This window comes from Cupriavidus sp. YR651 (genome assembly GCF_900101625.1).
Taxonomy (GTDB): Bacteria; Pseudomonadota; Gammaproteobacteria; order Burkholderiales; family Burkholderiaceae; genus Cupriavidus.
This window is the reverse complement of sequence record NZ_FMYZ01000004.1, coordinates 451,181-464,302: the sequence shown is the minus strand read 5'-3', so window position 1 is coordinate 464,302 and position 13,122 is coordinate 451,181. Positions and strand designations below refer to the sequence as shown.

Here is a 13,122-nt window from a genome sequence, read left to right as displayed (position 1 = left end):
AGAGCTCTCCCACAAGGAGACAGTCGCCATGAAAACGCAACCTGTACGCGAACAACTGCTTGAGCACGCTTCCGTGCTGATTCGGCGCAGGGGCTATAACGGCTTCAGCTATCGCGACCTCGCGGACCTCGTGGGCGTCAAGACATCGAGCATCCACTATTACTTCCCGTCCAAGGACGATCTGGTGCTGGAAGTGGTCCGGCTGTATCGCGAAAGCCTGTCAGCGCGCCTCCAGTCCATCGAAACCGGTATGCCGCTGGCCGAGCAGGCCCGGCAATATATCCAGCCGCTACGCAACGGCATCGAAGGTGGACAGGTTTGTCTGGCCGGCATGCTGTCTGCGGAAGTGATGGCGCTGCCGGAATCGGTACGCGCCTTGCTGAAGGAACACTTCAGCATGAATGAAGCGTGGATCACGGGCCTGCTGAAGCGGGCCGAGTCCGAACGCGGACGCCCGTACCCAGTGCCGCCGCAGGCGCTGGCCAAGGTGCTGTATGGCGCAATCCAGAATGGTCTCATCACGGCCCGGATGTCGGGCTCGACGGACAGGCTGGATGCCGCAGCGGACATGTTGCTTGGCGCGGTCAGCGATGCGCAGCAGGCGGCCGCCCGAGAACCGGAAGCCGTGACGGCTTAAATCATCGAGTGAATCAAGTATGTGGCGCCCGTCGTTTCACGACGGGCGCCTTTGCCTTTTTGGATGCAGCCGTCGTCACCGGCGCCTTCCTGGTTGCAGCCTTCTTGAGGACGGCCGTCTTTGCCGCGGTCTTGCTGGCCGTCGTAATCTTCGCGGTCTTGTCTTTCGCGGGCGACTCCTTCACCACGCCTGTCTCCAGCTCGACCCATGCGGGCGCATGGTCGCTCGCCCGCTCCTCACCTCGCACCCACTTGTCCACGCCGGCGTCCCGCATGCGCGGCGCCAGGTCGACGCTCAGCAGCAGATGGTCGATCCGCAAGCCCGAGTTGGTCTGCCAGTGCTGGCGGAAATAGTCCCAGAACGTATAGACCCGCTCGCCCGGAAAGCGCGTACGCAATGCATCGGTCCAGCCCTGCGCTAGCAAGCGCCGATAGCATTCGCGGCTTTCCGGCTGCAGCAACGCATCCTTGAGCCACGAGCGCGGGTTGTAGATATCCTCATCGGTCGGCACCACATTGAAGTCCCCCGCCAGCACCACCGGATGCCCGGAGTCCAACAGGCCCGCCGCGTGGCGAATGAGCCGTTCGAACCATGCCAGCTTGTAGTCGAACTTGGGCCCCGGTTGCGGGTTGCCATTAGGCAAGTAGAGGCAGGCCACCAGCACGCCGTTGACTGCCGCTTCCAGATAGCGGCTCTGGCTGTCGTCTTCGGCACCAGGCAAGCCGCGCCGCGCTTCGATCGGGTCCGCACCCTTCGCCAGGATCGCCACACCATTCCATGATTTCTGCCCGTGCCAGATCGCGCCATAGCCCGCCGCACGAATCACGTCGACCGGAAACGCCGCATCGACGGTCTTCAACTCCTGCAGGCAGACCACGTCGGGCGATTCTCGCGCAAGCCACGCCAGCAGCGCCGGCAGGCGCGTGCGAATGCCGTTGATATTGAACGTGGCGATTTTCAGGCGAGGCATCGGAGTGGGCTCCCTGTAAAAACATTCGCAACGGTGCGCGTTCATGCCGGCGGATGCACCTCCGCGCGCACGATTCTATGGCGCATCGGCATGCGCGCCACAACCCGCCGCACGACTCCTTCCAGCTACGCGGCGTCGCAGGCACATCCATGGCAGACGGTCTTCACTTCGGCGACGAACACTGTATATTCATACAGTTCTTTCGCCGCCCCGTTTTTGCGCCTTGTCCACCACCTCCTGCCCGCTCACTCCGGAGACCACACCTCGCTACGTCGTGGCCGTGCGCACGCTCTGTGAATTCACCGCCAAGGCGGGGGATCTCGACTTGCGCTTCACGCCGTCGCCCACTGCCCAGGAAGGCGTGGCAGGACACGGCGTCGTAACGGGCCGCCGTGGCCCCGGTTATGAAACGGAGGTCTCGCTGTCCGGCATGTTCGACGGTTTGCGCGTGCGCGGCCGCGCCGACGGGTACGATCCGGCAGCCAACCGGCTCGAGGAAATCAAGACCGTACGTGGCGAGGCCGTCGAGGTCCCCGACAACCACCGCGCCCTGCACTGGGCGCAGGCAAAGATCTACGGCTGGCTGCTGTGCGAAGCGCGCGGCCTGGCCGACATCGAGATCGCCATCGTTTATTTCGACATCCTGAGCCAGCGCGAGCGCACGCTGCAGGAGCGCTTCGACGCCGCCACGCTGCGCGCATTTTTCGAGGACAGTTGCCGGCGCTTCCTGCGCTGGGCCGAGCGTGAGAACGCGCATCGCCAGGCACGCGATGCCGGTCTGGTCGCATTGGCCTTTCCGCACGGCGATTTTCGCCCCGGGCAGCGCACGCTGGCCGAATCCGTCTACAAGGCCAATGTGTCCGCGCGGACGCTGCTGGCGCAGGCGCCCACCGGTATCGGCAAATCGATCGGCACGGTCTTTCCGGTGCTGAAGGCCATGCCGTCGCAGCGGATCGACAAGCTGTTCTTCCTCTCCGCGCGTTCAACCGGACGCGCCGTGGCATTGCAGGCCACCGCCCACTTGCGCGATGTACGCCACGACATACGCCACGATATAGGCCCCGACATACGCCACGATGCTCCCGGCGATGACCGCCCCGCACCACTGCGTGTGCTGGAACTGATGGCCCGGGACAAATCGTGCGAACATCCGTCGCTGGCCTGCCACGGCGAATCCTGCCCGCTGGCGCGTGGATTCTATGATCGCCTGCCGGCGGCACGCGAGGCAGCCAGCACGGCACCCGTCCTGGATCGCGAATCCGTGCGCGCCATCGCTCGCGCACATGACGTCTGCCCTTACTACCTTGCACAGGAGATGATCCGCTGGAGCGATGTGGTGGTGGCGGACTACAACTACTTCTTCGACCGCAGCGCGATGCTCTACGCGCTGACCGCCCTCAACGACTGGCGCGTCAGTGTGCTGGTCGACGAAGCCCACAACCTCGTCGAGCGCGGTCGCGCCATGTACACGGCGACGCTCGATCACCTCTCGTTCCGTGCCGTGCGGCAGTCGGCGCCGGGGATGCTGGCGCGGCCGATGGATCGCCTCAACCGGCAATGGCGCGCGCTGGCCAAGGGCAGTGACGCGGCCTACGAAACCCACGACACGGCCCCGACGGTTTTCGTCGATGCCCTCGCGCAGCTTTGCGGTGCCATCGTCGAATTCATGAGTGCAAACCCGGGCCAGCATGACGCCACGCTGGAGCGCTTCTATTTCGACGCCCTGCACTTCCTGCGCCTGGCCGAGCAGATGTCCGAGCACGGCGGCAAGCATTCCCTGTTCGATATCACGCGCACGCCGCGCCTGCGCAGCGGCGTGAACGCCCAACTGTGCATCCGCAACCTGCTGCCGGCGCCGTTCCTGCGGCCACGGTTTGCCGGCGCGCATTCGACCTCGCTGTTCTCAGCCACGCTGCAGCCTGAGCGCTACTACGCGGACATGCTCGGCTTGCCGGCGACCACGGCGTGGGTGGAAGTCCCGTCGCCCTTCCACGCCGAACAGCTCCGCGTCCATATCGCGCGGCATATCTCCACGCTCTACACGCAACGCCAGCAATCGCTGCCCGCGATCGTCGAACTCATGGCCGGGCAGTATGCGGCGCGGCCCGGCAACTACCTGGCCTTCTTCAGCAGCCACGACTACCTGCAGCAGGCGGCCGCAATGCTGGCTGCGCAGCATCCGGACATCCCCATCTGGTGCCAGGCCCGCGGCATGGACGAGGCCAGCCAGGCGGCCTTCCTCGATGCATTCGTGCCCGGCGGCTGCGGCATCGGCTTTGCGGTATTGGGCGGGGTGTTTTCGGAAGGCGTGGATCTGCCGGGAGACCGCCTGATCGGGGCGTTCGTCGCCACGCTGGGGCTGCCGCAGATCAATCCGGTCAACGAGCAACTGCGCGCGCGGATGGAGAGCGGCTTTGGGCTCGGCTACGCGTACGCCTATCTGTATCCGGGGTTGCGCAAGGTGGTGCAGGCTGCCGGACGCGTGATCCGCACCCGGCAGGATCGCGGCGTGGTCTGGCTGATCGATGATCGTTTTGGCCGCACGGAAGTCCGCGCCTTGCTGCCGGCATGGTGGGAAATCTCGCCGGCCCCGGGGCCATCCACGGGTCAATCTGGCACGTCGATGGCCGGAATCGACAACTTCCCGGCAAACTGAAAACGGCTGTCACTGGCAGAATGGCGCAATCGTCGCGACCCGATGCGGTGGCGTGTTTTTCGCTTGCCCGCAACGTATCCAGATCCGCGCCCCAAAAGGAGAATCATCGATGAGCATGACCAAAGATTTCGCCACCACCGAGCCGACGCGTGCCGACATCGACGCCATGCCCGGCGCCACGCTGCTGGAATTTGGCGCGCCGTGGTGCGGCTTCTGCATGCGCGCGCAGCCCTTGATCGAAACCGCCTTCGGCCACCATCCGTCCATCCGCCATATCAAGGTGGAAGACGGCAGCGGTCGCCCGCTCGGGCGTTCCTTTCGCATCAAGCTGTGGCCCACGCTGATTTTCCTGCGTGACGGACAGGAGGTGGCGCGGCTGGTCCGCCCGGATGACGCGCAGGCGATTGCCAGCGCCATGGCCCAGATCGACGGCCAGGCCGCCACCACGTCCTAGGCGGTGCCTGCCGTCAAGCTCGCAGGGCCATCGCCACGCGCCCGGATCATGTCGATCAGCGCGCGCAATCCGGCCGGTATGTGCCGCCGGCCGGGATAGTAAAGACACAGCGGTCCGAACGGCGGCGTCCAGTCCGCCAGGACTTCGACCAGCGTGCCGGCGGCCAGATCGGCGGCCACGTTCCACACACTCAGTAGCGCAAGCCCCATGCCGGCGCGCGCGGCGTCGTGGATCAGCGTGGCGTCATCCAGCGTCAGCGAGCCGGGCACATCTACCTCCATCGACGCGTTGTGGCGCGAGAACTCCCAGCGATACAGCGCGCCGCTAGGCATCCGCGTGCGGATGCAACGATGCTGCATCAGGTCCGCCGGCGTGCGGGGCGCTGGATGCGCGGCCAGGTAGTCCGGGCTGCCGACCACGATCAGCCGCTGGCCGCCACCGATCGGCACGGCGATCATTTCCTGTGGCACGGCTTCCGCCAGCCGGATCCCCGCATCGAACCCTTCCACGACGATGTCGATAAGGCGGCCTTCGGTGACGATATCCAGCTTCATCTCCGGATAGCGGCGCAGGTAGTCCATGAAGAGAGCCATGGTCTGGCGCGCGGCGCCGACCGAGGTATTGATCCGCAACGTCCCCGCCGGGGTGGTGCCGAAGCTGCCGGCCTGCGTCATGGCATCGCGAATGGCGATCAGCGCGGGCGCAATGCTTTCCACAAACTGCGCGCCGGCCTCCGACAGCGACACGCTGCGCGTGGTGCGGTTGAACAGCCGCACGCCGACGCGCCCTTCCAGCGCGGCAATCGCGTGGGAAAGCGCCGACGTCGACATGCCCAGCTCCGTTGCCGCGGCGCGAAAGCTCCGATGCCGCGCCACCGCCAGCACGGCCTCCAGTTCATTCAGTCCGGAAGTCTGCATTATCCCGATCCATTCAACGATTCATCCGAAATTGTATGGCTAGACGGGCCAATGGCGCATTCGTATGCTGCAGATACGTTTTCCATGCACCGGAGTCCTCATGCAGCACATCGAACAGATCTATATCGACGGCGCCTTCGTCACCCCGCACGGCGAGGAATGGTTTGACCTTTTCAATCCCGCCACCGAACAGGTCATCGGACGCGTGCGCCTGGCCGATGCGCTCGACACGCGCCGCGCCATCGCCGCCGCGAAACAGGCGCTTCCGGTCATGGCGCGCACGACGAAAGCCGATCGCATCGCGTGGCTGCATCGCATGCACGAGGCAGTGCGCGCACGGGAGCAGGATCTGCTGGCAGCCGTGATCGAGGAATACGGCGCGCCGGTCAGCCGTGCGCAATGGATGACCCAGCATGCGTCCAGCGTGCTGCTGGACGCCGCCAATGTGCTGCGCGACTACGATTTCACGCACCGCGCCGGCACGGCCGAAGTCACGATGCAGCCGATGGGCGTGGCTGGACTGATCACGCCGTGGAACAGCAATGCCGGCTTTATTTGCGGCAAGCTCGCCATGGCCATCGCGGCGGGATGCACGGCGGTCATCAAGCCCAGCGAGATGAGCGCGATCCAGACGCGCATCGTGACCGAGGCGCTGCATCAGGCCGGCTTGCCGCCGGGCGTGTTCAATATCGTCACGGGCCGCGGCGATGTGGTCGGCGCCGAGATCGTCGCGCACCCCGATGTGGCCAAGATCTCGTTCACGGGATCGACGGCTGTCGGCAAGGGCATCGTTCGCGCCGGGGCCGAGACGCTCAAGCGCGTGACGCTGGAACTGGGCGGCAAGTCGCCATTCGTCGTCCTCGACGACGCGAACTTTGCACAGGCCGTGCCGCTGGCACTGAACGCGGGATTCATGAACAGCGGGCAGGCGTGCGTTGCAGGCACGCGCATCCTGGTGCCGGCGAGCCGGCTGGCCGAGTTCGAGGCCCATGTGCGAGATGCCATCGGCCAGTTCCGCTCTGGCGATCCCAGCGATCCGACGACGGTCATCGGCCCGATGGTCAGCCAGAAGCAGTGGGAGCGCGTGCAGCGCTATATCGGCACGGGCATTCGGGAAGGGGCGACGCTATTGACTGGCGGCGAGGGCCGCCCGGATGGCATGAAGGCTGGCTGGTTTGTGCGGCCGACCGTGTTCACCAGCGTCCGCAACGACATGACGATTGCGCGCGAGGAAATCTTCGGCCCGGTGCTGTCGATCATCGCGTACCGCGACGACGAAGACGCCATGGCGATCGCCAACGACACGACGTATGGGCTGCAGGGCTATGTCGCCGGCACCGATCTCGCGCGCGCGCGCCGTGTGGCGGCACGCATCGAGGCCGGCCGCGTGCTGGTGAATACGCTCGCGCATGAACCGGCGGCGCCGTTTGGCGGCTTCAAGCAATCGGGCATCGGCCGGGAATACGGCGTGCACGGGCTGGAGGCCTACCTGGAGCCCAAGGCCACGCTGGGCGTGCTGGTGGCTTGAGCGTTGGCGTGAGTGGCGGCGTTCGACATCCGTTCGTAGCCGTGATGCCGCCGGCGCTCACAGCTCCAGCGGCATCGCGCTGGTGCACTTGATCTCGTCCAGGCACACGCTGGACTTCACCCCGCTCACGCCCGGGATGCGCATCAGCGTATCCAGCAGGAAGTCGGACAGCGACTTCAGATCCTTCGCCACGACCTTGAGCACATAGTCGATGTCGCCGGTCACGGAAAAGCACTCCTGGATCTGCGCCAGCTCCGCCACGAGCCCCTTGAACTTGGACAGGTCGCGAATGTGCCCGCGCTCCATCGTCACATGGATAAAGGCCGTCACGCCAAACCCAAGTGCCGTGCTGTCCAAGCGCGCCTCGTAGCGCTTGATGATGCCGCTCTCCTCCAGGCGGCGGTGGCGCCGCAATGTCTGCGCGGGCGACAGGCTGATCGCCTCCGCCAGCTCCAGATTGGAGGCCCGGCCATGTTCCTGCAGGACCCCCAGCAAGCGGCGGTCCGTGCGATCCAGCTCAGGATTTTGCATTTGCGTTTCCTGGAAACGTAGTTTCGCGAAATTTTATCTCATATTTCAGGGTTTCCCTGCGTGCCTAACGAAATCCTATTTAGCTGGGCGACATATACACTCAATCCCAGTTCAGGCAGCGATGGAACCGCCCCGAAGTGCTCAGAGCCCCCTCCGAGCCCCTCATTCCTCGCCGCCGGCGGAAGCCGCGCATCGATCTCTTCGAGCCGGTTGCCCGAAATATTATTTCCCCTAGCCCCCACTTCCCTGCAGAGCACACCATGGCCGACCTCTTTGAAAACCCGATGCAACTGATGGGCTTCGAGTTCGTTGAATTCGCGTCCCCCACGCCCAACGTCCTGGAACCCCTGTTCGAGAGAATGGGCTTCTCGCTGGTGGCCCGCCACCGCTCCAAGGATGTGCTGCTGTACCGCCAGGGCGAGATCAACTTCATCATCAACAACGAACCGAGCAGCGAAGCCGCCTATTTCGCCGCCGAACACGGCCCCAGCGCCTGCGGCATGGCGTTTCGCGTCAAGGATTCGCACAAGGCGTATGCCCGCGCACTGATGCTGGGCGCGCAGCCGGTGGAGATCGCCACCGGTCCGATGGAGCTGCGCCTGCCCGCCATCAAGGGCATTGGCGGCGCGCCGCTGTACCTGATCGACCGCTTCGAGGAAGGCAAGTCGATCTATGACATCGACTTCGAATACCTCGAAGGCGTGGACCGTCACCCCGTGGGCCACGGCCTGAAGCTGGTCGACCACCTGACGCACAACGTCTACCGTGGCCGCATGGCGTACTGGGCCAACTTCTATGAACGCCTGTTCAACTTCCGCGAAATCCGCTACTTCGACATCCAGGGCGAGTACACCGGCCTGACCTCGAAGGCGATGACCGCGCCCGACGGCAAGATCCGCATTCCGCTGAACGAGGAATCCTCCAAGGGCAGCGGCCAGATCGAGGAATTCCTGATGGCGTTCAACGGCGAGGGCATCCAGCACATCGCCTTCCTGACGGACAACCTGATCGAAGTCATCGACAAGCTGCAGATGGCGGGCGTGGAGCTGATGACCGCGCCGAACGATTACTACTACCAGGCGCTGGAAAACCGCCTGCCGGGCCACGGCCAGCCGGTGGACCAGCTCAAGGCGCGCGGCATCCTGCTCGATGGCACCACCGAAGGCGGCAAGCCCCGCCTGCTGCTGCAGATCTTCTCGAAGGCCGCCCTGGGCCCGGTCTTCTTCGAATACATCCAGCGCGGTGGCGACGACGGCTTTGGCGAAGGCAACTTCAAGGCGCTGTTCGAATCGCTCGAGCGTGACCAGATCGAGCGCGGCACCCTGAAGGTCTGAGCGCCCCCTCCGGACCCAAGTTTTACCTGGGCCGGCGTCCTCCCGGGGCGCCGGCACCTTCCCCGCCGCCGGCGCCACCCGCGCCGGCGGTCTTTTCAAAGCGTCCACCCAAAGAGACGCGCCCGACATTCCACAAGAATGGGTAGAGGACACAACTCCATGCACGCTGTACAAGAGACAGACGGCACGCTTCAGCGCGGCCTAAAGAATCGTCACATCCAGCTGATTGCGCTTGGTGGCGCCATCGGCACCGGCCTGTTCCTGGGCATCGCCCAGACCATCAAGATGGCCGGCCCCTCGGTCCTGCTCGGCTACGCCGTGGCGGGCATCGTCGCCTTCTTCATCATGCGCCAGCTGGGCGAGATGGTGGTGGATGAACCCGTCGCCGGGTCCTTCAGCTACTTCGCCAACAAGTATTGCGGCCATTTCGCCGGCTTCATGTCCGGCTGGAACTACTGGGTGCTTTATATCCTGGTGAGCATGGCCGAGCTTTCGGCAGTGGGCATCTATGTCCAGTACTGGTGGCCGGGCATCCCGACGTGGATTTCCGCGCTGGCGTTCTTCCTGATCATCAACGCCATCAACCTCGCCAGCGTGAAGTCCTTCGGCGAGATGGAATTCTGGTTCTCGATCATCAAGGTCGCGGCCATCGTCGGCATGATCGGCTTTGGCGGCTACCTGCTGGTCTCGGGCCATGCCGGACCGGAAGCCTCGGTGGCCAACCTGTGGCAGCACGGCGGCTTCTTCCCGAACGGCTTCGGCGGCCTGGTGATGGCAATGGCCGTGATCATGTTCTCGTTCGGCGGACTGGAACTGGTGGGCATTACCGCGGCGGAAGCCGACAACCCCGAGAAGAGCATCCCGAAGGCGACCAACCAGGTCATCTACCGCATCCTGATTTTCTATGTCGGCGCGCTGGCCGTGCTGCTGTCGCTGTACCCGTGGGAAAAGGTCGTCACCGGCGGCAGCCCCTTCGTGCTGATCTTCGACGCGATGAACAGCAACCTCGTGGCCCATGTCCTGAACATTGTGGTGCTGACGGCGGCGCTGTCGGTCTACAACAGCGGCGTCTATTGCAACAGCCGCATGCTGCTGGGCCTGGCGCAACAGGGCAATGCGCCCAAGGCGCTGATGAAGGTGAACCGCCGCGGCATTCCGCTGGCCGCGCTGGCCGTGTCCGCGCTGGCAACCGGCGCCTGCGTGCTGATCAACTACTTCATGCCTGGCGAAGCATTTGAACTGCTGATGGGCCTGGTGGTGTCGGCGCTCATCATCAACTGGGCGATGATCAGCCTCATCCACCTGAAGTTCCGCCGCGACAAGCGCGCCGCCGGCCAGACCACGCGCTTCCAGAGCCTGGGCTACCCGCTGACCAACTACCTGACGCTGGCGTTCCTGGCGGGCATCCTGTACGTGATGTACCTGACGCCCGGCCTGCGGATCTCGGTGTACCTGATCCCTGTGTGGCTGGCCGTACTTGGCGTAAGCTATCGGCTCCGGCAGAAGAATGCCGGTTCGGCCCTGCCCGCCACCGGCGTCCAGACGCAGTAAGACGCGCGGCGGCCCACGGCCGCCGCCCCTGAACCACCAGCCAGATTCCATCCCATGTTCGAACACATCGAAGCCTTCCCGGGCGATCCGATCCTCTCGCTCAACGAGGACTTCCAGCAGGACCCGCGTACCAACAAGGTCAACCTGAGCATCGGCATCTATTTTGACGACGAGGGACGCCTGCCCGTCATGCAGGCCGTGGCCGAGGCGGAGACGGCGTTGCTGTCGGACATGGGTCCGCGCCCGTACCTGCCGATGGCGGGTATTCCCGGCTACCGCCAGGCCGTGCAAGCCCTGGTATTCGGCGATGACTGCGTCCCCCGCGCGGAAGGCCGTGTCGCCACGGTGCAGACGCTGGGCGGCTCCGGCGCGCTGCGCGTGGGTGCCGATTTCCTGAAGCGCTATTTCCCCACCGCGGAAATGTGGATCAGCGATCCGAGCTGGGAGAACCACCGCGTGGTCTTCGAGCGCGCGGGCTTCAAGGTCAACACCTATCCGTACTACGATCCGGCCACCGGCGGGCTGAAGTTCGACGCCATGCTGGCCGCGATCGAGGCCATTCCGCAAGGCGGCATCGTGCTGCTGCACGCCTGCTGCCACAACCCGACGGGCGTGGACCTGAACCAGGACCAGTGGCGCCAGGTCATCGGCGTACTGAAGGAGCGCAAGCTCCTGCCGTTCGTCGACATGGCTTACCAGGGCTTCGGTTCCGGCCTCGACGACGACGCCTTTGCCGTGCGCGAACTGGCCCGCCAGAACGTGCCCTGCCTGGTGGCCAACTCGTTCTCGAAGAACTTCTCGCTGTATGGCGAGCGCTGCGGCGGCCTGAGCGTGGTCTGCCAGAGCGCCGACGAAGCCAGCCGCGTGCTGGGCCAGCTGACCGGCGCCGTGCGCGCCAACTACAGCAACCCGCCGACGCATGGCGCCCGTGTGGTGGCCCGCGTGCTGACCACGCCGTCGCTGCGCGCCAGCTGGGAGCAGGAACTGGCCGCCATGTGCCAGCGCATTGCCCGCATGCGTCAGGCCATCCATGACCACCTGCGCGATCACGTGAAGGGGGAAGCCCTGTCGCGCTACATCACGCAGCGCGGCATGTTCACGTACACGGGGCTGTCCGCCGACCAGGTGGAACGCCTGAAGGCCGAACACGGCGTCTACGTCCTGCGCTCGGGCCGCATGTGCGTGGCCGGCCTGAACGAACGCAATGTGGGCGTAGTGGCCAATGCGATCGGTCAGGTGCTCAAGCACTAAGCCATCGCTCACCGTTTTGCCATGAAGAAAGCCACCCTCGGGTGGCTTTCTTATTGGTTCATCGCCGGTGTCCGGCCTACGACTTCGAGTTCAGCTCGCGGCGTGCACTGACCGCCTCGCTCAGCTTGTTCAGCACTGCCACCGAGTCGTCCCACCCGATGCAGGCGTCCGTGATGCTCTGCCCGTATGTCAATGCGGATGGCCGGTGTTCGCCGGGGGTAAATTTTTGCGCGCCGGGGAGCAGATGGCTCTCGACCATCACCCCGAAGATCGATTCGCTGCCGCTACTGACTTGTTGTGCCACGTCCCCCGCAACATCGATCTGCCGCTGGTGCTGCTTGGCACTATTGGCATGGCTGCAATCCACCATCAGCGAATGGCCCAGTCCGGCTGCTGCCAGTTCCCTGCAAGCGGCGGCCACGGATTCCGCATCGTAGTTCGGAGCCTTGCCGCCGCGAAGGATGACGTGGCAATCCGGATTGCCCTTGGTATGCACCGTCGCCACCTGGCCGTTCTTGTGGACCCCCAGGAAGTGATGGGGACGCGATGCGGCCTGGATAGCGTCGATGGCAATCTTGATATTCCCGTCGGTGCCGTTCTTGAAGCCAATCGGCGCCGAAATACCGGAAGCCAGCTCCCGGTGTACCTGGCTTTCGGTCGTGCGGGCACCAATCGCGCCCCAGCAAATCAGGTCGCCGATGTATTGCGGGGAGATCACGTCCAGGAACTCACCGGCCGCCGGCAATCCCAGGCGGTTGATATCCAGCAGCAGGCTGCGCGCAATGCGCAAGCCTTCGTCGATGCGATAGCTCTCGTCCAGGTAGGGATCGTTGATGAGTCCCTTCCAACCTACCGTGGTACGAGGCTTCTCGAAGTACACACGCATCACGATTTCCAGCGAATCCGCGAAGCGATGGCGCTCCTCCAACAAGCGCCGTGCATACTCGAGCGCCGCCTGCGGGTCGTGAATCGAGCAAGGCCCCATGATCACAAGCAGTCGGTCATCCTCGCCATGCAGGATGCGCGAGATGCGCTGGCGCGTCTGGGTGACCAGTGTTTCGACCGGCGTGCCGCGGATGGGAAAGAAACGGATCAGGTGTTCTGGCGGAGGCAGCGGAATAATGTCGTCCACGCGCGCGTCATCCGTCACGCTGGTGCGATCGGGCGGCGTCTGCCAACCCTCGGCAATCGTGGGCGGTGATTTCTGCGGATCGTTCATGGCTAACTCCTGGAAAAGCTGGAAAGAGGAGACTTGCGGCGGCCGCAAGTGAGGCTCGGCCGCGGAATCTGAAA

At 64.7% G+C, this 13,122-nt stretch carries 11 protein-coding genes; 7 read left to right on the top strand and 4 right to left on the bottom strand.

Features of this window, described 5'->3' with window-relative positions:
* The first annotated feature begins 28 nt into the window (after nucleotides 1-28).
* Entirely contained in the window at nucleotides 29-637 is a 609-nt protein-coding gene (locus BLR29_RS14765; RefSeq protein WP_092137739.1) for a TetR/AcrR family transcriptional regulator, read from the top strand.
* 13 nt (nucleotides 638-650) lie between these two features.
* Here BLR29_RS14765 and xth read toward each other — a convergent pair whose 3' ends face one another.
* Nucleotides 651-1,607: an exodeoxyribonuclease III gene (gene xth / locus BLR29_RS14760; RefSeq protein ID WP_092137738.1), complete on the bottom strand. Its 957-nt coding sequence runs from the start codon at nucleotides 1,605-1,607 to the stop codon at nucleotides 651-653.
* Between the two features lie 223 nt (nucleotides 1,608-1,830).
* On the opposite strand from xth, the gene BLR29_RS14755 reads away from it, so the two are divergent.
* Together BLR29_RS14755 and BLR29_RS14750 are read left to right on the top strand one after the other, a co-directional pair.
* The gene (locus tag BLR29_RS14755; protein ID WP_255371243.1) at nucleotides 1,831-4,263 is read left to right on the top strand and encodes an ATP-dependent DNA helicase; all 2,433 of its coding nucleotides are present in this window, start codon (nucleotides 1,831-1,833) and stop codon (nucleotides 4,261-4,263) included.
* Nucleotides 4,264-4,372: 109 nt separating this feature from the next.
* Complete coding sequence (locus BLR29_RS14750) at nucleotides 4,373-4,717, top strand: thioredoxin family protein (RefSeq protein ID WP_092137736.1); 345 nt, start codon at nucleotides 4,373-4,375, stop codon at nucleotides 4,715-4,717.
* Here BLR29_RS14750 and BLR29_RS14745 read toward each other — a convergent pair.
* Entirely contained in the window at nucleotides 4,714-5,634 is a 921-nt protein-coding gene (locus BLR29_RS14745; protein WP_092137735.1) for a LysR family transcriptional regulator, read from the bottom strand. The two genes, BLR29_RS14750 and BLR29_RS14745, sit on opposite strands and share 4 nt — an antisense overlap.
* 100 nt (nucleotides 5,635-5,734) lie before the next feature.
* On the opposite strand from BLR29_RS14745, the gene BLR29_RS14740 reads away from it, so the two are divergent.
* Entirely contained in the window at nucleotides 5,735-7,162 is a 1,428-nt protein-coding gene (locus tag BLR29_RS14740) for an aldehyde dehydrogenase family protein (protein ID WP_092137734.1), read from the top strand.
* Nucleotides 7,163-7,219: 57 nt separating this feature from the next.
* On the opposite strand, the gene BLR29_RS14735 is transcribed toward BLR29_RS14740, so the two are convergent.
* Nucleotides 7,220-7,693, bottom strand: a complete 474-nt coding sequence (locus BLR29_RS14735) for an Lrp/AsnC family transcriptional regulator (RefSeq protein WP_092137733.1) — start codon at nucleotides 7,691-7,693, stop codon at nucleotides 7,220-7,222.
* A gap of 260 nt (nucleotides 7,694-7,953) precedes the next feature.
* On the opposite strand from BLR29_RS14735, the gene hppD reads away from it, so the two are divergent.
* The 3 genes from hppD to BLR29_RS14720 all read left to right on the top strand — a co-directional run bounded on the left by hppD (nucleotide 7,954) and on the right by BLR29_RS14720 (nucleotide 11,829).
* Nucleotides 7,954-9,027 (top strand): 4-hydroxyphenylpyruvate dioxygenase, encoded by a 1,074-nt coding sequence (gene hppD / locus BLR29_RS14730; RefSeq protein ID WP_092137732.1) that lies wholly within the window; start codon nucleotides 7,954-7,956, stop codon nucleotides 9,025-9,027.
* A 159-nt stretch (nucleotides 9,028-9,186) separates the two neighbouring features.
* Nucleotides 9,187-10,578 (top strand): amino acid permease, encoded by a 1,392-nt coding sequence (locus BLR29_RS14725; RefSeq protein ID WP_092137731.1) that lies wholly within the window; start codon nucleotides 9,187-9,189, stop codon nucleotides 10,576-10,578.
* A 54-nt stretch (nucleotides 10,579-10,632) separates the two neighbouring features.
* Nucleotides 10,633-11,829 carry an amino acid aminotransferase gene (locus BLR29_RS14720; protein ID WP_092137730.1) on the top strand — a complete coding sequence of 399 codons (1,197 nt, stop codon included), beginning with the start codon at nucleotides 10,633-10,635 and terminating at the stop codon, nucleotides 11,827-11,829.
* A 76-nt stretch (nucleotides 11,830-11,905) separates the two neighbouring features.
* Here BLR29_RS14720 and BLR29_RS14715 read toward each other — a convergent pair whose 3' ends face one another.
* A complete protein-coding gene (locus BLR29_RS14715; protein ID WP_092137729.1) occupies nucleotides 11,906-13,048 on the bottom strand; it encodes a 3-deoxy-7-phosphoheptulonate synthase in 1,143 nt (380 codons plus the stop codon).
* Between the last annotated feature and the right edge of the window lie 74 nt (nucleotides 13,049-13,122).

Excerpts from the sequence above, each read along its gene's own strand:
- BLR29_RS14740 (WP_092137734.1), top strand. The coding sequence starts at position 5,735 with ATGCAGCACATCGAACAGATCTATATCGACGGCGCCTTCGTCACCCCG.
- BLR29_RS14735 (WP_092137733.1), bottom strand. The coding sequence starts at position 7,693 with ATGCAAAATCCTGAGCTGGATCGCACGGACCGCCGCTTGCTGGGGGTC.
- BLR29_RS14750 (WP_092137736.1), top strand. The coding sequence starts at position 4,373 with ATGAGCATGACCAAAGATTTCGCCACCACCGAGCCGACGCGTGCCGAC.
- BLR29_RS14745 (WP_092137735.1), bottom strand. The coding sequence starts at position 5,634 with ATGCAGACTTCCGGACTGAATGAACTGGAGGCCGTGCTGGCGGTGGCG.
- BLR29_RS14715 (WP_092137729.1), bottom strand. The coding sequence starts at position 13,048 with ATGAACGATCCGCAGAAATCACCGCCCACGATTGCCGAGGGTTGGCAG.
- xth (WP_092137738.1), bottom strand. The coding sequence starts at position 1,607 with ATGCCTCGCCTGAAAATCGCCACGTTCAATATCAACGGCATTCGCACG.
- BLR29_RS14720 (WP_092137730.1), top strand. The coding sequence starts at position 10,633 with ATGTTCGAACACATCGAAGCCTTCCCGGGCGATCCGATCCTCTCGCTC.
- hppD (WP_092137732.1), top strand. The coding sequence starts at position 7,954 with ATGGCCGACCTCTTTGAAAACCCGATGCAACTGATGGGCTTCGAGTTC.
- BLR29_RS14765 (WP_092137739.1), top strand. The coding sequence starts at position 29 with ATGAAAACGCAACCTGTACGCGAACAACTGCTTGAGCACGCTTCCGTG.
- BLR29_RS14725 (WP_092137731.1), top strand. The coding sequence starts at position 9,187 with ATGCACGCTGTACAAGAGACAGACGGCACGCTTCAGCGCGGCCTAAAG.